This is a genomic window from Blastococcus sp. OS1-29, from assembly GCF_057628075.1.
Genome location: NZ_JBXXJK010000007.1, coordinates 49,701 through 69,205, shown reverse-complemented (window position 1 = coordinate 69,205; position 19,505 = coordinate 49,701). Strand labels below are relative to the sequence as shown.

Genomic DNA, 19,505 nt, shown 5'->3' with positions numbered 1-19,505 from the left:
AGCGGGGTGATCGCGCGACCATCACCCCGCCGAGCGCACAAAGGCGGACGTCAGCGGCTCAGGACGCGCGGACGACCAGGTCGATGCGGGTGGCGGGTCCAGCACAGTCGGAGAGCTCGCGGATGCCCCACCGGCCGGTCACGTCGCCGGTGAAGTTCGATTCCGCGTCGTGCGCCTCGGTCTCCCCCTCGGTGAGGGTCAGCCCGGCCGCGGGATAGGCCGCCTGCAGGTCGGCCAGGACGTCGGGCTCCGCGGCGGGCACCACGGCCGTGACGACGGTCCGCCCGCCGTCGCGCTCCTGCACGGCGACCACGACCGCACCCTTCGGCAGCGGGGCCGGGAAGCCCGCCGGGAGGTCGACCGCCTTCGCGTCACCGGGGCAGGCCACCGTCTGCGGCGTCCCGGACTGCTCGGCGCCCTCGCCGTCGCCGGACTCCTGCTCGGCCGCGGACGCCGTCGACTCGCCGTCCGACGTGTCGCTCCCGCAGCCGGCGAGCGGCGCGAGCGACAGGAGCAGCAGAGTGGTGGCGCAGGCAGGGATCAGTCGCATGATCGACATCGTCGTGCCTGCGGCGCTCAGTTGCTGACCGAGCGGGTGGCCCGGTTGTTGCCCTCGTCGGACTCGGCCACCGTGTTCGCCGGGTCGACCACCGCGGTGAGCTGCTTCTTGCCGGCCGGGACGTTCGCGCTGGTCGCCGTCACCCTGGCGCTCGCGCCGGGTGCCAGGGTGATCGGCTGCGAGGTGGCGTAGGTCTTCGACCCGCTCCCGAAGCTGACCGTCACGCCGGTCGCGGCCGCGCCGCCCCGGTTGGTGACCACCGCGCTGAACGTGGTGGTCTTTCCGCTCCGGGTGGCCGTGGGCGCGGCCACGGTGAGGTCCGGCTGCGGGTCGAAGGCGGCGAACAGCCGGGAGCCGGTGGTCTGCCGGACGATCGTGGCCAGCGAGTCGAAGTTCTGCGCCCCACCGGGAGCGGCGCAGGCACCCGTGCAGCCGTCGGCGTACCCGACCAGCGTCCGCCCCTGCCCGTCGACGGTGACGTCCATGAAGTCGAGCAGGTTGCGGTCGTTGCCGCAGGTGGTGCCGCCGGTGCAGATCGAGCCGCGCTGCACCGGGTCGGTCGGGGTGGCGTCGGCGGTCTTCCAGGTCGCGCCGCCGTCCAGGGTGGTCGCGATGTAGAGGTGCCAGTCGCCGGAGAAGTTGGCGGCGTCCTGGTAGTTGCCGCCGGTCGTGCTGCCGAGGAAGGCGAAGGCGGCGCGGTCGTCGTCCCCGGCGGTCATGGCCGGGAACACGACGTTCTGGACGCCGAGCTGCGCGCCGACGTCCTGCCCGTCGACCCACGTCCTGCCGTGGTCGTGGCTGGTCGCGACCCGGGCGTGGCCGTCGGCGGCCTGATAGCCGAAGTACACGGTGCCGTTGCTGCCGATGCCCACCGACGGGTCGGAGTCGCCGGGGGTAGAGCCGGTGACCGGCCGGACGTCCCAGGTCAGGCCGCTGTCCTCGGACACCGCGACCGCCTGGCCGGCGCCGCAGCCCTTGTTGGGCAGGTAGGCGATGCCGCTGGACGGGTCGACCTTCACGTGACCGTGCAGGCCGCCGCACTGGGTGAGGTCGTACACCGGGACGGCGGGCCCGTAGGTGCGGCCGCCGTCGAGGCTCGTCGCGCACAGGGCGTCGGCGATGTCCTGCGAGCAGTAGTAAACGGCGTTGGGGTAGCTGCCGATCGGCTTGGCGAACGCCTTGTCGCTGAACCGGCCGCCCCCGATGGTCTGGTGGTCGACGCCCGAGTTGATGCCCGAGCCCTGCGTGGTGTTCCAGGTCTTGCCGTCGTCGTCGGTGTAGCAGGTGAGCGCGGCCTTGCCGGCCAGCTGCGACTCGAACGTCCGGCCGGTCTGCTGGTCGGTGAACAGGATCGGGTCGAGGCTCTTGATGCCGTTGAGGGGACAGCCGTTGGTGGCGTTCGCGCTGCGGTCGGCCCAGCTGGCGGCGTTCGCGGAGTCGAAGCCGACCGTGAAGGTCGACATGTACGACTGGTACATCACCGCGCCGGTCGTCGGGTTGACGCCGATCGACGGCTCACCGGCGTCGTGCGCGGCGGCCAGCGACTCGGGTGCCGCGTAGTTCTGGTATCCGGGCGCCGGGAAGGCGGCCGGTGCGGGGTTGGTCGGCTTCGTCGTCAGCTCGGCCTTGCCCGTGAACGACTCGCCGAGCGGCAGGTAGGGGACGACGCGGACGGTGTAGTCGCCGCTGTCCGGCGGCAGGAGCACGAGCTCGGGATCGGCGCTCGACGCCGAGGTGCCGACGACCTTCCCGGCGGCGTCGAGCACGTAGAGGTCGAAATCGGCGGCACTGTTGGCCCACTGCACGCTGATCGCCAGCTGGTGGTCACCGCCGTAGCCCGGCGGCGTGCTGACGTGCAGGGCGAAGTCGTCGCACTCGGTCACGGCGTTGCAGATCGGATCGCCCGCGGCGTTGGTCGGGTTGGCGGTGGCGAACGGGCCGGAGGACCAGGTGACACCGGTCGACGAATCCGTCACGGTCCCCGACGACGGGTCGGCCGCATCGGCCGGCAATGCCGCCGGCGCCAGCAGGACGGCCGCACCGAGGCCCGCCGTGAGAGCGAACCGCCGACGCCGCTGCATGGAGCTCCTCATCGCAGGGCTCCCCCTCCCGTTGTCCACACGCCCGGTTGCCGCACTCAACGACGCGGGTCGGCAAAGGTGACGCGACGTCACGCCAATCACCGGTCGCCGACCGATAGACATCTAACGTTTCGATTCCTATGGTGGGCCCGTGGACGCCCCCGAGCTGCCGATCGGACTCCTGGTGGGCGCCACCGCCAAGCTGCTGAGCAGGGAGTTCGACACCGCGCTGGCCGCCGTCGGCGGCTCCCGCTCCACCTGGCTCGTCCTGTCCTCGCTCAAGTCGACGGGCCACCGGACACAGGGCGAGCTCGCCGACGCGATCGGCGTCCGCCAGCCCACGCTGAGCCACCACCTCGACGGACTCGAGCGCCAGGGACTGATCCGGCGCGAACGGACGGCGGACAACCGGCGGGTCCAACTCGTCACTGTGACGGAAGCCGGTGAGGCACTCTTCCTCCGGCTGCGGCGGGCCGCAGCAGCGTTCGAGGGCCGACTGCTGGCCGGCCTGGACGACGCCGAGATCGCCGACCTGCGCCGACTGCTCACCCAGCTCGCGGAGAACGCGCCGCCGGACTAGAACCTCCCCCATGGCGCGCGCCGCATACGCCCACGACGCAGTCCTCGACCTGGAGCCGGGTGGGGACGACGGCGCCCCCGGAGCGGCGATCACCGTGGCCCTGTGCGGCAGCTGGTCGCACGAGCCGCCGTGCCCGCTCGCGCCGCACCACACCCGCGCCCACCGGACGGGCAGCGAACTGAGCCTGCGAGTGCTCTTCGCCGCCGAACCCCAGGAGGAAGCGAGGGTGCGCGCGCTCGTCGACGAGGCCCTCGCGCGCGGATGGGGGGACGGACCCGACGGAGCGCGCACCGCGTGGAACCTGGTGTGGGCCGCTCCGGCGGAGGTCCTCCCCGAGGAGGAGGACCACGCTCGGCGGCTGATCCGCAGCTGATCCGCCGAACATGCGGTGACAAGCGTGCTTGACAGAGGGCTGGGTGGCGCTGCACAGTGGACCCATGACAAGCGAGCTTGACAGCAGCCGACGCAGCACGGGCGACCGGACGAAGGCCCGCGCCTACAACCGCGAGTTCTGGCCCGGCATGGCCGGCTACGCCCTGGTGCTCTGTGCCGTCCTGACCTGGGGCGGGCTGGACGGGCACAGCCCCTGGCGGTTCGTCTGGGCCCTGGCGCCCGTCGTTCCCGCGGCCTGGACGGTGCGGGCGGTGTACCGGCACGTGCTCCGGATCGACGAGTACCAGAAGCTGCTGCTGATCCAGTCCATCGCGGTCGGGTTCGCCGTGGCGATGCTGACCTCCATCTCGCTCGGGTTCCTGGCCATCGCCGGCCTGGAGCTGCGCGAAGCCCCGTGGATCGTCTACGGAGCCGGCATGCTCGGCTGGGCCGTCACGGGCAGCTGCGTCGGCCGGCGTTGAGAAATCGACTCCGCGCGCTGCGGGACGCGCGCGGCTGGACGCAGGGCGCGCTGGCCGACCGGCTCGACGTCTCACGGCAGACGGTCAACGCCCTGGAGACCGGCCGCTACGACCCGAGCCTGCCCCTGGCCTTCCGCATCGCCCGGCTGTTCGGCGAGCCGATCGAGGCGATCTTCGAGCCCGACGAGACGCTGATGGACGCACCCACTCAGTGACGGACCGCGTGGGCGCCGGAACCGACGGGTACGGGTCGTCCATGAGCGAGGACACGGGTGGGTTCGCCGGCCGGCTGGGTGCGGTCGTGACGGACGTCGGCGACGGGACGGCGCAGCTGGAGTTCGAGGCGACCGACGAGCACCTGAACCCCGCCGGGACCGTGCACGGCGGCGTCCTCGCGACCCTGGTGGACACGGCCATGGGGACGGCGGCCCGCAGCGCCACCGACGACGGCGACGTCCCCGCGACCAGCCAGCTCACGGTCACCTACCTGCGGCCGGGAAAGCCGGGACGGCTCACCGTGGCCGCCCGGATGCGCACCCGCGGCGAGCACCTGACGGTGTGCGAGGCCGACGTCGATCAGGACGGCCGCACCCTGGTGCACGCCGTCGCGACGTTCGCCCTGCTGCGGAACTGAGCGGCTCGCCGGCGTGGGCCACCGGCGCGACGGGCACGGAGGCTCACAACCAGCGAGGAAGGCCCGGCAGAGGTGCGTCACTGCGCAGGCCGGCACCGTCCGAGCGCCCGGTCAGCCAGCCCGCCACCGCGGCGGGGGAACCCGAGACCGCCACCGCCCCGCTCCCCCAGGTGCGCTCCCCCGCGGACACGGTGATCCCGGGAACCTCGTCCCGCCGTTGCCACGCGGAGAAGACGTCGTCGACGAGCGCGACGAGCAGGTCGTCGGGACAGTCGGCGAATCCGACCCCGCTGTCGAGATCGACGGCATGCACCCAGACCTCCCGGCACCGCATCCACGGCACCTCGGTGGCCGCCACCTCCCGGCCCTGGGCGGTGCGCACCCGGGCGGACCACGCGGACTCCGGCAGCTGCCGAACCGCCGTGGCGAGCCGCACGGTGGCCTCCAGCACGTCCGCGCGCAACTCCGCCGCCGGCAGTGCCGCAGCCTCCGCGATGCCGGCGTCGCGGGCCTCCGGTGAGGCGTACATCGGGGTCTCGACGCCCGTGCGGGCCCACGTCAGCAGGTTGACCAGCGCGTCGGCGTTGCGGGCGACGTGCGCCAGCAGGGTGGCCCGGGACCAGCCGGGCAACAGGGAGGGCGCGGCGAACTCCTCGTCGGTCAGCCGCCCGAGGGCTGTGCCCAGGTGCCGCTCGCCGTCGGCCCACCAGGCCAGCGTCGGCGGCCGGCCGGACCCGGTCACGGCAGCTTCTCCTCGACGCACGTGTTGCGGCACTCCCCCAGTCCGGCGATGGCGGTGGTCATCACCGATCCGGGCGCGAGGTAGCGCGGCGGCGTGCGCGCGTGGCCGACCCCGCCGGGCGTGCCGGTGGCGATGACGTCGCCGGGGTCGAGCCGCACGATCGTCGAGACGTAGGAGACCAACGCGGCGGGGGCGAACACCAGGTCGCCGGTGTCGGCTCGCTGGACCTGTTCCCCGTCCACGTCGCAGGTCAGTTCCAGGCCCTCGCCGGCCTCGTCCGGAGTGACGAGCTCGGGACCGAACGGGCTGGTCGCCTCGAACGTCTTGCCCTGGAGCCACTGCAGCGTCCGGTACTGCCAGTCGCGGGCGGTGACGTCGTTGAGGACCGCGTAGCCGGCGATCGCTGCCTGCGCCGCCGCCTCGTCCGCATGGCGCACTCGCGTCCCCACCACGACGGCCAGCTCGGCCTCCCAGTCCATCGCCCCCGAGGCGGTCGGCAGGACGATGTCGTCGCGCGCCCCGACGAGGGCCTCGGGGAACTTGGCGAACAGCGTCGGGTGCTCCGGCAGCTCGCGACCCATCTCCCGGATGTGGTGGGCGTAGTTGAGGCCGACGCAGACGATCTTGCCCGGGCGTGGGACGACGGGGGCATGGTCGAGCGAGGCGAGCTCGTGGTCGGGGCCGCGCGCCGCCTCGGCCGCCTGCCGCCACTCCGGGTCCGTCAGCAGCGCGCCGAGGTCGGCAGGGCCGATCTCGACCGCGCGGTCATCGTCCACGCGGACGGCGCGGGTGCCGTCCGGCACCCGGATGGTCGCGAGCCTCATCGGACGGCGGTTCCCGTGTCGGCGGAGGTGCGGAGCAGGAACAGCTTCTCCAGCACGGGGGCATCGGAGAAGGCGAAGAGGTCCAGCTCGTCGGCCGCCTGGAGGCTGAACTCCGTCCAGGACGGGACGGCGAGGACGTCACCGTGCTCGAGCGCGCGCTCGACGCCGTCCATCGTGACCGTCCCGCCGCCCGAGAAGACCTGCCAGACCGAGGAGGCGGAGGTGCGCCCAGGCCGGGTGCGCGCGCCGGCGCGGAGCCGGTGCATCTCGGTGCGCATGGTGGTGAGCGCGTCGCCGCCGGTGGTGGGGTTGGTGAAGCGGATCGCCGCATGCCCTGGCTCGACGACGCCCGGCTGCCCCTCGTCCTCCAGCTCGAGCTGGGCGGCCAGCGCGGCGTCGGTGTGGGCCCAGCGGTAGGCCATCAGCGGCGACTGCGGCCGCGGGCCGACGGCGGAGACCGGCGTCAGTCCGGGCCCGCCCCAGAGGCGCTCGGAGCGGCTGCGGTCGGGGGTGGAGGCGTCGCGCACCTGGTCGGGACCGAACTCGAAGAAGCCCTGGTCGGTGTCGGCCACCAGCGGGATGTCCAGGCCGTCGAGCCACGCCATCGGGGTGTCGGAGACGTTCTGGTGACCGTGGAAGTGCCAGCCCGGGGTCAGGAGCAGATCCCCGCGGCGCATCGCGACGGGGTCGCCGTCGACCACGGTCCAGACGCCGTCTCCCTCCAGGACGAACCGGAACGCCGACTGCGAGTGGCGGTGCTCGGGTGCGTTCTCGCGGGGCGCCAGGTACTGGATCGCCGCCCAGAGCGTGGGCGTGGCGTAGGGGTCACCGGGGAGGCCGGGGTTGCCCAGCCCGATGGCCCGGCGCTCACCACCCCGGCCCACGGGGACGAGGTCGGCGCTGCGCGCGGCGAGCGGGTAGAGCTCGCTCCAGCGCCACAGGTGGGGCACCGCCCGGGGTTCCGGATGGAAGGGCATGAGGCCCTCGCGCGTGCGCCACAACGGCGTCATGCCGACGGCGTCGAAGTCCCGGTAGAGCTCGGCGAGCCGGGCCTGGTGCTCCGGGCCGTCGAAGTCGATCTCGGGGCGGTTGTCGAGTGCGGTCATGGGCTCCTCCAAGGCGCAACGGTGGGTGTGGTGTGACCGGCGCACGCGGTGCGCCCGATGCCGACGGTCCTCAGGTGCCACCGCCCTCCCCCGGCCGGGACCGGTCCTCGGACAGGAAGCCGCGGACGACCGCGACGAGCTCCTCGGGCCGGTCCACGAGGGGCAGGTGACCGGCGCCCTCCACGACGTGCAGCCGGGCGGAGGGCAGCACCGCCGTCCACTGCTGCGCCATCTCCACCGGGAACAGACCGTCGAGGGCACCCCACACCACGAGGGTCGGCGCGCGCAGGCCGGCCAGTCGCCCGCCCAGGCCGGGGTCGTGCATGTACGGCTCGCCGGCCAGCCGCGCCGCGCTCGCCGAGTTCCGGGTCCGCCGCCCGGCGAGCACCGGGTCGCCCCCGACGGCGGCTGCGCGCAGCTGGCCCGCCGCCAGGGAGGCCCGGTCCCCGCAGAGCAGCCCGAGCAGCTCCCCGGGCGGCGTCCGGAACATGTCGGGCACCGGCGTCTCGGCGGGTAGGCCCGCCGGGTCCACCAGCACCAGTCGATCGACCCGCTCGGGCGCCCGCAGGGCGATCTCGGCGGCCAGCCAGCCGCCCAGGGACGAGCCGACGAGGTGGCAGCGGGCCACCCCCAGGGCGTCGAGGAGGGGGAGGTACCGCTGCGCGAGGGTCCCGACCGAGTCGACGGCGGGGTCGTCGTCGCTCCGGTTGAAGCCGGGATGGTCCGGTCGCACGACGCGGAACGTGGCCGCGAGGGCGCCCAACCCGGGCGGCCAGTCGCCGAGATCGCCGGCTCCGTGCAGATAGACCAGCGCAGGCCCGTCCCCGGCGCTCAGCACGTGCAGGACGACGCCGTCGACCGTGACGGTCTCCGCCTGCGGCTCGACCCCCCGGTGGATCACAGGAACCGGTAGTCGTCGGCGGCCGGCCGCCGGGTGAGCAGCCAGTACTCCAGGGTGTGGAGCGGCCAGTTCTGCGAGACGCGCCCGGTGGCGTTCTTGTACCAGTTGTGCACTCCGGGCAGACCCCAGGCCATCGAGCGGTTGGCCTCGTCGATCCGCTCGTTGTGGGCCTGGAAGACCGTGGGGCGCACCTCCATCGCGCGGTGCCCGGTGGACCGGAGGAGCCATAGGCATTCCAGGACGTAGTTCATGGCCAGCTCGGAGAACATGATGATGCTGCCGTTGAGGACGAGATTGGTGTTCGGCCCGAAGAGGCAGAAGAAGTTCGGGAAGCCGGGGATGGTGATACCGAGGTAGGCCCGTGCGTCGCCGTTCCACTGCTCGTGCAGGTCCACGCCGCCGCGACCGGTGACCTTCATCGACGGGAGGAAGTCCGACGCGGTGAAGCCCGTGCCGTAGATGATGACGTCGACCTCGTGCTCGACGCCGTCCTCGGTCCGGATGCCCCGCTCGGTGATCTCGGCGAGGCCCTCGGTGACGAGCGAGACGTGGTCCTTCTTCAGGGTCGCGGCCCAGACGCCGTTGTCGCGCAACATCCGCTTGGCGTACGGCGGGTAGGACGGCACGACCTTGTCCAGGAGATCGGGACGATCGGTGTACTGGGCCTCGATGTGTGCCTTCAACTGGGCCCGCAGGCGGGCGTTCGCGGCCGAGACCGAGCCGGGCTCGCGCCATTCCGGATCCACCACGGCGAAGGCGTGCATGCCGTCCACCGCGATCCAGAACTGGTAGAAGCGGAACCAGCGGGCGTAGAACGGCACGTGCCGGAACAGCCACAGCAGGCCCGGGGCGATGTCCTCGTGGTAGGCCGGCGCCGGCAGCGCCCACGGGGGTGTGCGCTGGAAGACGTGCAGTTCGGCGACCTCGTCGGCGATCGACGGGATGACCTGGTAGGCGCTCGCCCCGGTACCGATGACCGCCACCCGCTGGCCGGCCAGCTTGACGTCGTGGTCCCACCGCGCCGTGTGGAAGGACGGTCCGAGGAAGCGCTCCCGGCCGGGCACGTTCGGGTAGGAGGGCCGGTTCAGCTGCCCGACCGCGGTGATCACCGCCCGCGCCGTCAAAGATGACTCGTTCCCGTCGCGGTCCCGGGCGACGACGGTCCAGCGGCACGTCTGTTCGTCGAACGTGGCGGCCACGACCTCGGTGCGGAACCGGATGCGATCCCGCAGGCCGAACTCGCCTGCGACGTCCTGGAAGTACCCGTGGATGGCGGTCTGCCGCGAGTACTGCTGGAGCCAGTCGTCCTTCTGCGCGAAGGAGTAGCTGTACGCGAAGTTGTTGGTGTCCAGGCGACAGCCCGGATAGTCGTTCTCGAACCAGACCCCGCCCACGTCGTCGTTGCGCTCGAAGACGACGAACGGCAGACCGGCCTGGTCCAGGTGGTGGGCGGCGGCCAGCCCGGACATGCCACCGCCGACGACGACGACCGGGACGTCCACGTCGGGGGCGACCTCGTCCTCGCTCCAGCGCGGACGCCCGGCCTCGGTGGCGAGCCCGAGCTCCTGCATCAGCAGCGGCTCGTAGTCCTCGGAGACCTCGCCGGTGAGGAACCGCATGAGCCGCCGCATGTCCCCGGTCCCGAGGTCACCGGCCATTCGGCAGCCCCCGTCACGGAACCGGCGCAGCGCCTGGAACGCCGCCTCCCGCGCCCGCTCCTGGGTCTGCTCGTCCATGCCGCCCTGCGGCGCGATGAGCGCGTCCCTGGCCCGGCGTGGCGGCTGCAGGTCGGGCGCGACCAGGCTCAGGTCGCCGGTGACGTGCGCCAGGGCCGGGAGCAACGGCGGCAGGTCCGCGTCGCGCAGCATGCGGCGCAGCGTCTCGTCGTCCTCGGTGATGGGGTCGGTGGGGTTGCAGATCGCCATGTGTCAGACCTCCGGCCGGCGCCCACTCGGCCGTCGTCCTGCACGGTGGGCACGTTCCGCGATGAGTTGTCGAAATCGGAATGGGTGGGGTGGTGTCGGGGGGCGCTGACCGGAACGACCCGGGTCCCCGCAAGCAGCGGGCCGGTCATCTGGTCGATGCCGTCGGCGGCCTCTCCCGGCCGTCCCCCGCGGGAACGGGCCCTTCGCGTTAGTGCGCCCCCCACCCAGCGCGGACGGCCCGGGGCCCTGGCGGGCCGACGACGTCCGCCAGGAAGGTCGCGATGCCGCACGCCAGTTCCCGTTCCTGCCCCCGGTAGTAGTGCCCCGCGCCGCGGAGGACCAGCTGCCGGTCCCCTCCGTCGGCGAACTCGGAGAACAGGTCGCCCCAGAGCTCGTGCCGCGGTTCGGCGTCCCCCCACGCCATGAGCACCGGCGCAGTGGCGTGCCCGATGTTGGACAGCCAGATGCCGTCGGGCTCCTCGAGCCGTTGGACGAGGGAGCCGGCACTGATGGCGTGGAACCAGCCGGGCACCGGGATCAGGTCGTGACCGCGGCCCTCGGCGACCATGCTGCGGGCGAGGGCCGAGGCGCGGTCGGCGTCGCCGGGATCGGGCCACCACAGCGGGAACGGGTTCTTGTTGGTCGTCAGCGGGGACAGCAGCACCCAGGCGGTGATCCCGGCGTCCCTCGGCATCAGGTCGGCGGCGTAGAAGCCCCCGGAGGAGTGTCCGGAGACCACCACCTGCTCGACACCCCGGTCGCGCAGATACGCCAGGCCCGCGGCCAGGTCGAGATGCCCCGTGGCCAGGTCCTCCCACATGCCACCGCCGACGGCCCAGTCGTCGGTGCCGACCGTGTAGGCGAGGTCGTGACAGCGCATGTTGACCGCCAGGTGGGCGATCCCCGGGAGGAGCGGCGGCAGGAATCGCGACGGACCGCTGAGGACGCTGCTGCCCTTGCCGTGGACGTGCAGCATCCCGATGCGCGCGTCGTCCGCCGGATACCAGAGCCCGTCGATCGGCAGCCCGTCGTCGCGGCGCAGCTCCACCAGCTCCACGCCGACGCGGACGGGTGTGGCCCAGGAGGACCGCCCCCCGGTGATGGCGTGGTTGATCATCGACCGCTCACACCACCTGGACGGTCATCGAGCCGATGCCGCCGATGGTCATCTCGAGCTTCTCCCCGGCGGTGATGGGGCCGACGCCGGGCGGGGCGCCGGTGAAGATCACGTCGCCCGGGTTCAGGGTCATGATCGTCGAGGCGTAGGCCACGATCTGCGGGACCGGGGTGAGCAGGTCGCGGGTGTTGACGGACTGGCGGACCTCTCCCCCGCTGGTGAGCAGGATGTCGAGGTCGCCGCCGTCGCCGATCTCGTCGCGGGTGACCACCCAGGGGCCCAGCGGGCTGAACGAGTCGTAGCTCTTCCGCTTGGACCGGTCGGCGGCGCTGCGCACCGTGATGTCGAGACCGGCGGTGAAGCCCAGCACGGCATCCATCGCCGACTCCAGCGGGATGTCCTTCCCGCCCCGGCCGATCACGATGACCAGCTCGGACTCGTGGTGCACCTCGTGTCCGGCTCGCACCACCTCGGGCGGCAGGACCACCTCGGCACCCGGGCCGACGATCGAGGAGGGCGCCTTGAGGAAGACGTCGAACTCCATCATCCAGGGCTCGACCCTGCCCAGGGTGCGTTCCTGCACGCCGTGCATCTCCGCCACGTGCTCGCCGTAGTTGCTGGCGGCCGCCACCACCTTCGACGGCGACAGGACCGGCGCTCGCAACGCCACCTCCGACACCGGGCGCCCGGCGCCCGCCTCGGCCGCCGCGTGCAGCGCCGGGCCGAGCTCCGGCAGATCCCGGCACAGCGCCCGCCACCAGCCCGCGGTCAACGGGTCGGGGTCGTGCGGCCACGGCAGGGCGGCGGTGACGTCGACGACCGTGCGGTCGTCGGCGGAGACGACGCCCAGCCGGTTGTCGTCGAACAGTGCGAGCTTCACGAGGAACTCCAGGCGGCAGCTGCGGGAGCCACCCCCGCCGTGGAGCGGGGGGGGCACGGCGGGCGGGTCGGGCGTCACCGGGGGCTGAACGCCCCGGTGACGGTCTGCGGGCCGGGCAGCTGCTCCTCGCGGTAGATGCCGAGGGCACGGAGCACCGGTGCATCGGTGAGGAAGAAGAGGTCGGCCTGCTCCGTGGCCGAGTGCTCCACGGGGACCCACGACGGGACGACGAACATGTCGCCGGGGCCCCAGTCGAAGCGCTGGCCGCCGATCACCGACGACCCGTGGCCCTGGTAGGCGATGTACACGGCGTTGCCCGACCGGCGGACCGCGGGGGTGCCCGCACCGGCCCGGATCCGGTGCACCGCGCACCCCAGCGTGGGGAGGACGCTGGCCCCCGTCGTCGGGTTGACGTACTCCAGCGCGATGAGCGGGTCGTCCGTGGCCGCGATGCGCCGGTCGAGCTCGGCGGCCGTGTCGGCCCACCGGTAGATCAGCAGCGGCGACGGAGCCGGGGTCAGCGCGCCCTCGACGGCACCGTCGACGTAGCGCGTGCCGCCCGCGTGGGTGCGCTCCGAGGTGTTGTGCTCCGGAGGCTCGGGCTGGTTCTCCCCCGGCCCCGGGTACTCCTCGAAGAACACGCCGTCGAGGGCCTCGATCATCGGGAGGTCGAGGCCGTCGAACCAGAACATCTCCGAGTCGCCGCCGTTGACGTGGTCGTGCCAGTTCCACGACGGCGTGAGCACCAGGTCCCCGGGGTGCATGTCGCAGGCGTCGCCGTTGACCGTCGTCCAGACGCCGTGCCCCTCCAGCACCCACCGGATGGCTCCCGGAGTGTGCCGGTGGGCGGGCGCGGTCTCGCGCGGGCCGAGGCACTGCAGTGCACCCCACAGCGTGCCGGCCGCATACGGCTTCCCCCCGAGGCCGGGATTCTGCAGGCTCAGCACCCGGCGCTCACCTCCGCGTTCCACGGGCACGAGCTGGATCGCCCGTCGCGCCAGGGGCTTCATCGTCGCGGCCGCCCACAACCACGGGATGGCTCGCGGCTGCGGCGTCGGCGTCAGCAACTGCTCGGTGATCGTCCACAGCGGCCGTAGGTCGACCGCGGCGAGGTCGCGGTACAGGGCCTCGAGCTCGAGGTCCGCACCGGTCTGCGGGGCGATGGTCATCGGACTCCCTCCAGTTCCACCTCGGCCGGCGGGCGGCCGATCCCGAAACGCTGCACGCTCTCGAGGAGCGACACCCGCCGGATGTAGGCGCGCGCCTTCTCCGGGTCGGCCGCCAGTGCGCGCATGTCGGCCTGGTTCTGGCGGCGGACGGCGTCGTCCTTCTCCCGCAGCCGGTCGGTGTTGCGCTGGGTGTCGGCCTGCACGTACTCGACGGCGACGGTGCGTCGCACCCGGTCGTAGGTCGCCAGCTCGGCCTCGGCGTCGGCGCCCTCGTGCACGATCCGGCTCAGCCGGCGGGCGGCGTCCATCGCGTCGTGGATGCCGGAATTGAGGCCGACACCGCCGATCGGCGAGTTGATGTGCGCGGCGTCCCCCGCGAGCAGGACCGGGCCGACCCGCATCGCCGCGGCGACGCGCTGGTGCACGTTGTAGACCTGGTGGTCGATCACCGGGTAACCCGGCTCGTACGGGGCCACCCGCTGGAGCTGCATCTGCAGGCGCTCCGGTGCGCTGGCCTCTTCCGGGCTCATGCTCTCGGGTACCGGCCAGACGACGCGCCACGACTCCGGTGTGCGCAGGATGAACAGCCACTCCTCGGGATCGGCGACGTAGTTGACGTGGCCGAGATCCGGCAGCAGCTCCTGGAGATCGACCGAGGTGCTGGTGATCGCGAAACGCTCCGGATAGGTGAAGCCCTCGAAGGCGACGCCGAGCGAACTGCGGACGGCGCTGCGTGGGCCGTCGGCGCCGATCACGTAGGACGCCGCGAGCTCGTAGGTGCCTTCCGGCCCTTCCAGCTCCAGCACCGGGCCGTCGGCGTCGATCCGCAGCTCGTTCACCTGGGTGCCGAAGCGCAGCTGGACGAAGCTGTCGGCCCGCAGGCGCTCGAAGAGCATCCGCACCAGGTGCTGCTGGTTGAGCTGGAGCCGGTAGGGGAAGCGCGTCTCGTCCGCCAGCAGCCGGAAGTCGAACTCGGCGACCAGGCCGTCCCGGCGGTCCCGGAACTGGTAGGTCGGCACGACCAGCCCCTCGGCGTGCATCTGCGCGGTGATGTCGATGGTCTCCAGAAGCTCGAGAGTGGCGGCGTGGAAGGTGCTCGCTCGCCAGTCCGGCCGCGGCTGCGGGTGCAGTTCGACGACCACCACCGGCAGACCGGCCTGGGCCAGCGCGGCAGCCGCGGTCATCCCGACCGGACCGGCACCCACGACCACCACCGGTCGCTGACGGCTCACCGGTGTGGCCGAGGCCGGATTCCAGGTCATGGCTCTCACGCTAGATCTCTATTCCACTTGTGGGGAGACTGCTGGCGGAAGTTCCGCTAAACGGAATTACGGGGGCGTGTGGAAGGAAGGTGTGGTGCCACGGGGCGGCACGTCGTCCGTCATCGACGGCGTCACCGGCGCGGCCGTCCGGCCGCACCGGTGACGCCCCGCATGCCGGGCTCCTAGTGGAGAACGGCCTTGTCGTAGTTGATCTCCTTGTCCAGGAGGCCGTACTTCACCATCAGCCGCCCGGTCAGCTTGATCGAATCCATGTCGGATTCGCCTCGCCACTGGATCAGGTTGATCGAATCGGCCAGCGCCGGGTCGATCTGGATGAGGGTCGGCATCGCCTTGCGGAAGGCACCCGGGTCCTTGCGGATGTCGTCCGCCGTCTTCTTCACTGCCCGGGCGAAGCCGTCGACGACCTTCGGGTTCTCCTTGATCTTGGCGTCGGACATGACCATCGTCCCGATCTGCAGACCGGGCTTGATCCCGACCCACGGGCGATAGACCACGCGCAGGCCCTGCTTCTCGCCGATCGTCACGAACGGCTCGATGAGGATGCCGGCCTGGATGTCACCCCGGCCGATAGCGGCCAGGATCTCCGGGAACGGCAGCTCGACGGGGCTGATCGCGTCCTTGGGCTGCTTCTGGGCCTCGAGGGTGCTGTCGATGGCCAGCTCGTTGATGTTGCCGAGCGCGTTGACCCCCATCTTGATGCCCTTGAAGTCCTCCGGCCCGTTGATCGGGCTGTCGGCCTTCACCAGCACACCGGCGAAGTCGCCCTTCGCGTCGTCCGAGGTCGCGCTGCCGGCCGCGACCATCTTGAGCGGCAGGCCGGCCTGGATGGACGTGATCGCCGAGACGAGATCCAGGCCCATGACGTCGAAGTCGCCCTGCAGGAGCGCCGGAACGCTGGAGGTGCCACCGCCCGGGTTGGGCTTGACCGTCAGGTCGATGCCCTCGTCCTTGAAGTAGCCCTTCTGGATGCCGTAGGCGATGAAGGAGAGCGGACCGCCGGGAGTCTCGGCCATGGTCAGAGACGTCAGCTTGCCGTTCCCGCCCCCGCTGTCGCTGCTGCCCTTGGCGGGTGCGTCGGACAGGCCGCCGCCCTCCGATCCACCGCAGGCGGTGCTCAGCACGAGCACGGCGGCGGTGAGCGCCGTCCATGCGAACTTCGAGGACTTCATCCGGTCTCTCCAAGGGATTCGGGACATGCATGAGGGCTCGGTGCCCACACGTCAGAGATGCCGCGCCGGCGGGGGGACGGCGGTGCGGCAGGACGGCGCGTCAATGTCTGAGCGCCGAGAGGAGTTCGCCGCGGAGCCGGGCGAATTCGGGCTGGGACTTGGTGGCGATCTGGTCACGGGGCCGCGGGAGGTCGACATCGGCCACCAGGCTCACCGTTGCCGGCGCCTGCAGGACCAGGACCCGATCGGCGAGGTAGACCGCCTCGTCGATGTCGTGGGTGACGAACACGATGGTCACGGCATAGCGCTCCCAGACCTGCAGCAGCAGGTCCTCAAGGTCCGAGCGGGTCTGGGCGTCGACCGAGGCGAAGGGCTCGTCCATCAGGAGCACCCGCGGCCGGTAGGCCAGCGCGCGCGCGATGGCCACCCGCTGCTGCATGCCGCCGGAGAGCTGCCACGGAAAGGCCTTGTTCCGGTTGCCGAGACCGACCGCGTCGAGGGCCTCCGCGGTGGCCTCCTTGGCCTCCTGCTTCGACATCCCCTTGTAGCGCAGCGGGAACGACACGTTCCGCTCCACCGTCATCCAGGGCAGCAGCGAGCGGCTGTAGTCCTGGAAGACGTAGGCGAGGTCCTTCGGTGGGCCACTCACCTGGTTGCCCTCCAGGAGGATCTTCCCGCTGGTGGCCGACGCGAGACCGGACAGGCATCGCAGCATCGTCGTCTTGCCGCATCCGGAGGAACCGAGGATGCAGACGAACTCCTTCTCCCCGACGACGAACGACAGGTCGCCGACGGCGACGTTGCCCGTCTCCTCGCTTCCGAAGACCTTTCGCAGGTGGGACACCTCGAGCACGGGAACCTCCGGCTGGTTACGAGACGGGGCGCGTCGAGCGCGCGGTGGACGGCACGGCGGAGGTCGCAGCAGTGTCGGGCTCCGGCCCGCCGGTCACAGCCCCGCCGGTGGGGCGCCTGGCGGCAGCCTCACCGAGCAGGCCGCGGGCGCCCCGGTGCCAGACGAGAACCCGGGCCTCGATGCGGAGGAAGAGCCAGTTCAGGATGAAGCCGACGACACCGATCACGACGATCCCGGTCCACATCTCCGGGATCCGGAAACTCCGCTGCGACTGCAGGATGAAGTAGCCGAGGCCGTTGTCGCTGGCGACCATCTCCGAGATGACCATGAGGATGATGCCGATCGACAGGCTGGTCCTCATGCCGGCGAAGATCCGTGGGCTCGCCGCCGGCAGGATGATGTGGAGCAGGGTGCTGCGCGGGGGTATCCGGTAGGACCGCGCCATGTCCAGCTGCTGGCTCTCCAGTCCGCGCACCCCGTCGATGGTGTTCAGCAGGATCGGCCACACGGTGCCGAGAGCGATGATGAAGACCTTGGAGTTGTTACCGGTCCCGAACAGCAGCAGTGCGAAGGGGATGAGCGCGGGAGCCGGGAGCGCCCGCAGGAACTCCACGACCGGCTCCGAGGCCAGGCGCGCGCGACGCGAGAGACCGAGCGCGATCCCGCCCGCGACGCCCACGATGACCGAGAGGCCGTAGCCCGCAGCCAGCCGCGACAGGCTGGGCACGAGGTCGACGGGCACCCGCTCGAACAGCCAGGTGTCGGCGAACGTACCGGCGATCTTGCTCAGCGGTGGGAAGTAGAAACTGCCCGCCCCGGCGCTCCACACCCCGTAGCCGACGAGGACGGCAATGGGGAGCAGGAACTGGACCAGGAAGTTGCCCGCCCGGGACGCCGGCCTCACAGCGCCACCTGCCGGTGCGAGGGGTGCCACCGCAGCAGCCGCCGCTCGACGGCCTGGAAGACGGTGTTGAGCAGCCATCCGAGCAGGCCGGTGGCCAGGATGAGGGCGTACATCTGGGTGATCGCCCCCGAGACCTGGGAGACGACGATGGCCCGGCCCAGTCCGGGCGCGCCGACCACGAGCTCCGCAGTGAGCGCGAGGATCAGGGCGATGGCCGACGAGATGCGCATGCCGGTGGCGATGTAGGGCGCGGCACTCGGCAGTGTCACGCGGGTGAAGCGCGCCAGCAGTGGCAATCCGTAGGACCGCGCGGTGTCGGTCGCCACCGGGTCGACGTCCTGCACCCCGTAGATCGCCTGGAAGAGGATCGGCCAGAAGCACGCGAAGGCGACCAGGAAGACCTTCATGTCCTGACCGGTCCCGAACACCAGCACGGCCAGCGGAATCAGGGCGACCGACGGCACCGGGCGGAGGAACTCGATGACCAGCCGGCTCAGCTGGAAGGCGAGGCGGCTGGCTCCGAGCAGCATGCCCAGCGGCACGGCGAGCACGGCCGCGAGGAAGAGCCCGACCGCCCAGCCCTTCATGGTCCGGCCGACCTCGATCCACATCCCCGGATCGGTCAGCAGGCCCAGCAGTGAACTGTAGATCTCGCTCACCGGCGGGAAGGACTCGCGCGGCAGCACGCCGGTGCGGGAGCCGATCTCGAGCACCACCAGTACCGCGGCGATCCCCGCCAATCGCACGAGCCAGTCCGAGGTGCGCCCCCGCAGGGTGCCGGCGCCCCGGCGTCGGGCCGCTGGAAGCCGGTCGGCCGGAGCGGCTGGCGCAGCCGGGGCCTTCGCTTCTACGCGCATCGCCACCGCAGCACCCGCTCCTCCGTTCGGTCGCACGGGCGCACGACCCGGATTCGCGTAAGCTAGCTCACTCTTCCCGAGCGAGGCAAGAACCTCGACAGCGTTCCGCTATGAGGAATAAGTGTCGCGACCAAGCGTCCGGTCCCGGCCCTGCGGCCTCGCGACATCATCGGCAGGGGCCGGGGTCGCCGTGCGGGGCTTCCATGAAGGGGAAGGGCACCTGCTAGCATTCTGCTATGGCGAATTCGGCTTCCGATGCTGGGGGCCTACGGTCCGTGGACAACGCGCTGCGACTGCTCCACCTCGTCGGCGAACGCCAGGTGCTGCGGGTTGCCGAGGCCGCCGACGCCCTCGGTGTGGCGCGGTCCACGGCGCACCGGCTCCTCACGGCCCTGCGGCAGCGCGGCTTCGTGCTCCAGGACAAGCCCAACAGCGCCTACCGTCCGGGGCCGGCACTCAACGCGATCGGCCTGGCGGCGATCGGCCGGATCGACATCCGACGGATCGCGCGACCGGTCCTCGAGGAGCTGGCGGAGTCCACCCAGGAGACGGTGAGCCTCTGCCTCCTGGAGGGCCGGAGCGTGCGCTTCATCGACTGCGTGGAGAGTCCCCGGGCCGTGCGCGTCGGGGATCGGACGGGTGTGGTCATGCCCGCGCACTGCACGGCAGCGGGCAAGGCGATCCTCGCCGGGATGTCCGTCGGCGACCTGCGGCGGCTCTATCCCGACGGCGAGCTGGGCGCCTGCACGGACGCGTCCATCGCCACCTGGGACGAACTCGTCACCGAGCTGGACAGCATCCGCGACAACAACTACGCGATCAACATCGAAGAGGGCGAGAGCGGCATCAGCGCCGTGGGCACGTCCGTCCCGGATCTGTACGGCACGCCCTTGGCGGCGGTGGCCATCGTCGTCCCGGCCGGGCGGCTGCACGATGCCGACACCGGCCAGGCGCTCGCACCCCTGCTGCTCCAGGCTCGCGAACGGATCACCCGAATGCTGCGCACCGCGCCCTGAGCCCATCGGCGGACCCGGCGACCGGACTCACCGAGGACCACCTGCCCCCGT

General features: G+C 71.8%; 21 protein-coding genes. 6 read left to right on the top strand and 15 right to left on the bottom strand.

From position 1 onward, the window contains the following. Positions 1-58 precede the first annotated feature (58 nt). Complete coding sequence (locus AC2H4J_RS18135) at positions 59-550, bottom strand: hypothetical protein (RefSeq protein ID WP_487466289.1); 492 nt, start codon at positions 548-550, stop codon at positions 59-61. Between the two features lie 26 nt (positions 551-576). Continuing rightward, positions 577-2,640, bottom strand: a complete 2,064-nt coding sequence (locus AC2H4J_RS18130; protein WP_487466288.1) for a CARDB domain-containing protein — start codon at positions 2,638-2,640, stop codon at positions 577-579. Between the two features lie 151 nt (positions 2,641-2,791). On the opposite strand from AC2H4J_RS18130, the gene AC2H4J_RS18125 reads away from it, so the two are divergent. The 5 genes from AC2H4J_RS18125 to AC2H4J_RS18105 all read left to right on the top strand — a co-directional run bounded on the left by AC2H4J_RS18125 (position 2,792) and on the right by AC2H4J_RS18105 (position 4,708). After that, a complete protein-coding gene (locus AC2H4J_RS18125) occupies positions 2,792-3,220 on the top strand; it encodes a MarR family winged helix-turn-helix transcriptional regulator (RefSeq protein WP_487466287.1) in 429 nt (142 codons plus the stop codon). Positions 3,221-3,230: 10 nt separating this feature from the next. Further along, entirely contained in the window at positions 3,231-3,593 is a 363-nt protein-coding gene (locus AC2H4J_RS18120) for a hypothetical protein (protein ID WP_487466286.1), read from the top strand. Between the two features lie 64 nt (positions 3,594-3,657). Continuing rightward, positions 3,658-4,074: a hypothetical protein gene (locus AC2H4J_RS18115; RefSeq protein ID WP_487466285.1), complete on the top strand. Its 417-nt coding sequence runs from the start codon at positions 3,658-3,660 to the stop codon at positions 4,072-4,074. After that, positions 4,071-4,289 (top strand): helix-turn-helix transcriptional regulator, encoded by a 219-nt coding sequence (locus AC2H4J_RS18110; RefSeq protein ID WP_487466284.1) that lies wholly within the window; start codon positions 4,071-4,073, stop codon positions 4,287-4,289. Before AC2H4J_RS18115 ends, AC2H4J_RS18110 begins: the two co-directional genes overlap by 4 nt. Before the next feature lie 41 nt (positions 4,290-4,330). Next, entirely contained in the window at positions 4,331-4,708 is a 378-nt protein-coding gene (locus AC2H4J_RS18105) for a PaaI family thioesterase (protein WP_487466283.1), read from the top strand. A 43-nt stretch (positions 4,709-4,751) separates the two neighbouring features. Here the strand turns inward: AC2H4J_RS18105 and AC2H4J_RS18100 are convergent, their stop codons facing one another. From AC2H4J_RS18100 to AC2H4J_RS18040, 13 genes are all read right to left on the bottom strand, one after another. Continuing rightward, positions 4,752-5,450, bottom strand: coding sequence for a maleylpyruvate isomerase family mycothiol-dependent enzyme (locus AC2H4J_RS18100; RefSeq protein ID WP_487466282.1), 699 nt, complete (start codon positions 5,448-5,450; stop codon positions 4,752-4,754). Continuing rightward, positions 5,447-6,274, bottom strand: coding sequence for a fumarylacetoacetate hydrolase family protein (locus AC2H4J_RS18095; RefSeq protein WP_487466281.1), 828 nt, complete (start codon positions 6,272-6,274; stop codon positions 5,447-5,449). Before AC2H4J_RS18095 ends, AC2H4J_RS18100 begins: the two co-directional genes overlap by 4 nt. Beyond that, a complete protein-coding gene (locus AC2H4J_RS18090) occupies positions 6,271-7,380 on the bottom strand; it encodes a cupin domain-containing protein (RefSeq protein ID WP_487466280.1) in 1,110 nt (369 codons plus the stop codon). Before AC2H4J_RS18090 ends, AC2H4J_RS18095 begins: the two co-directional genes overlap by 4 nt. 70 nt (positions 7,381-7,450) lie before the next feature. Further along, positions 7,451-8,281 carry an alpha/beta fold hydrolase gene (locus AC2H4J_RS18085; protein ID WP_487466279.1) on the bottom strand — a complete coding sequence of 277 codons (831 nt, stop codon included), beginning with the start codon at positions 8,279-8,281 and terminating at the stop codon, positions 7,451-7,453. Beyond that, the gene (locus AC2H4J_RS18080; RefSeq protein ID WP_487466278.1) at positions 8,278-10,206 is read right to left on the bottom strand and encodes a flavin-containing monooxygenase; all 1,929 of its coding nucleotides are present in this window, start codon (positions 10,204-10,206) and stop codon (positions 8,278-8,280) included. Before AC2H4J_RS18080 ends, AC2H4J_RS18085 begins: the two co-directional genes overlap by 4 nt. A gap of 208 nt (positions 10,207-10,414) precedes the next feature. Continuing rightward, entirely contained in the window at positions 10,415-11,323 is a 909-nt protein-coding gene (locus tag AC2H4J_RS18075; protein ID WP_487466277.1) for an alpha/beta hydrolase family protein, read from the bottom strand. Positions 11,324-11,330: 7 nt separating this feature from the next. Continuing rightward, positions 11,331-12,203, bottom strand: coding sequence for a fumarylacetoacetate hydrolase family protein (locus tag AC2H4J_RS18070; RefSeq protein WP_487466276.1), 873 nt, complete (start codon positions 12,201-12,203; stop codon positions 11,331-11,333). A 74-nt stretch (positions 12,204-12,277) separates the two neighbouring features. Further along, positions 12,278-13,372, bottom strand: a complete 1,095-nt coding sequence (locus AC2H4J_RS18065) for a cupin domain-containing protein (RefSeq protein ID WP_487466275.1) — start codon at positions 13,370-13,372, stop codon at positions 12,278-12,280. Continuing rightward, positions 13,369-14,634, bottom strand: coding sequence for an FAD-dependent oxidoreductase (locus AC2H4J_RS18060; protein ID WP_487466274.1), 1,266 nt, complete (start codon positions 14,632-14,634; stop codon positions 13,369-13,371). Before AC2H4J_RS18060 ends, AC2H4J_RS18065 begins: the two co-directional genes overlap by 4 nt. A 182-nt stretch (positions 14,635-14,816) precedes the next feature. Then, positions 14,817-15,824: an ABC transporter substrate-binding protein gene (locus AC2H4J_RS18055; RefSeq protein WP_487466273.1), complete on the bottom strand. Its 1,008-nt coding sequence runs from the start codon at positions 15,822-15,824 to the stop codon at positions 14,817-14,819. A gap of 100 nt (positions 15,825-15,924) precedes the next feature. Continuing rightward, complete coding sequence (locus AC2H4J_RS18050) at positions 15,925-16,668, bottom strand: ABC transporter ATP-binding protein (protein WP_487466272.1); 744 nt, start codon at positions 16,666-16,668, stop codon at positions 15,925-15,927. 25 nt (positions 16,669-16,693) lie between these two features. Then, positions 16,694-17,581, bottom strand: coding sequence for an ABC transporter permease (locus tag AC2H4J_RS18045; RefSeq protein ID WP_487466271.1), 888 nt, complete (start codon positions 17,579-17,581; stop codon positions 16,694-16,696). Further along, positions 17,578-18,327 (bottom strand): ABC transporter permease, encoded by a 750-nt coding sequence (locus tag AC2H4J_RS18040; RefSeq protein WP_487466270.1) that lies wholly within the window; start codon positions 18,325-18,327, stop codon positions 17,578-17,580. Before AC2H4J_RS18040 ends, AC2H4J_RS18045 begins: the two co-directional genes overlap by 4 nt. A 386-nt stretch (positions 18,328-18,713) precedes the next feature. On the opposite strand from AC2H4J_RS18040, the gene AC2H4J_RS18035 reads away from it, so the two are divergent. Further along, positions 18,714-19,454, top strand: coding sequence for an IclR family transcriptional regulator (locus tag AC2H4J_RS18035; protein WP_487466269.1), 741 nt, complete (start codon positions 18,714-18,716; stop codon positions 19,452-19,454). Positions 19,455-19,505: the final 51 nt, after the last annotated feature.

Coding starts and splice junctions, on each gene's coding strand:
- AC2H4J_RS18135 (WP_487466289.1), bottom strand. CDS start 550: ATGCGACTGATCCCTGCCTGCGCCACCACTCTGCTGCTCCTGTCGCTC.
- AC2H4J_RS18130 (WP_487466288.1), bottom strand. CDS start 2,640: ATGCAGCGGCGTCGGCGGTTCGCTCTCACGGCGGGCCTCGGTGCGGCC.
- AC2H4J_RS18120 (WP_487466286.1), top strand. CDS start 3,231: ATGGCGCGCGCCGCATACGCCCACGACGCAGTCCTCGACCTGGAGCCG.
- AC2H4J_RS18115 (WP_487466285.1), top strand. CDS start 3,658: ATGACAAGCGAGCTTGACAGCAGCCGACGCAGCACGGGCGACCGGACG.
- AC2H4J_RS18105 (WP_487466283.1), top strand. CDS start 4,331: ATGAGCGAGGACACGGGTGGGTTCGCCGGCCGGCTGGGTGCGGTCGTG.
- AC2H4J_RS18095 (WP_487466281.1), bottom strand. CDS start 6,274: ATGAGGCTCGCGACCATCCGGGTGCCGGACGGCACCCGCGCCGTCCGC.
- AC2H4J_RS18090 (WP_487466280.1), bottom strand. CDS start 7,380: ATGACCGCACTCGACAACCGCCCCGAGATCGACTTCGACGGCCCGGAG.
- AC2H4J_RS18080 (WP_487466278.1), bottom strand. CDS start 10,206: ATGGCGATCTGCAACCCCACCGACCCCATCACCGAGGACGACGAGACG.
- AC2H4J_RS18075 (WP_487466277.1), bottom strand. CDS start 11,323: ATGATCAACCACGCCATCACCGGGGGGCGGTCCTCCTGGGCCACACCC.
- AC2H4J_RS18065 (WP_487466275.1), bottom strand. CDS start 13,372: ATGACCATCGCCCCGCAGACCGGTGCGGACCTCGAGCTCGAGGCCCTG.
- AC2H4J_RS18060 (WP_487466274.1), bottom strand. CDS start 14,634: ATGACCTGGAATCCGGCCTCGGCCACACCGGTGAGCCGTCAGCGACCG.
- AC2H4J_RS18055 (WP_487466273.1), bottom strand. CDS start 15,824: ATGAAGTCCTCGAAGTTCGCATGGACGGCGCTCACCGCCGCCGTGCTC.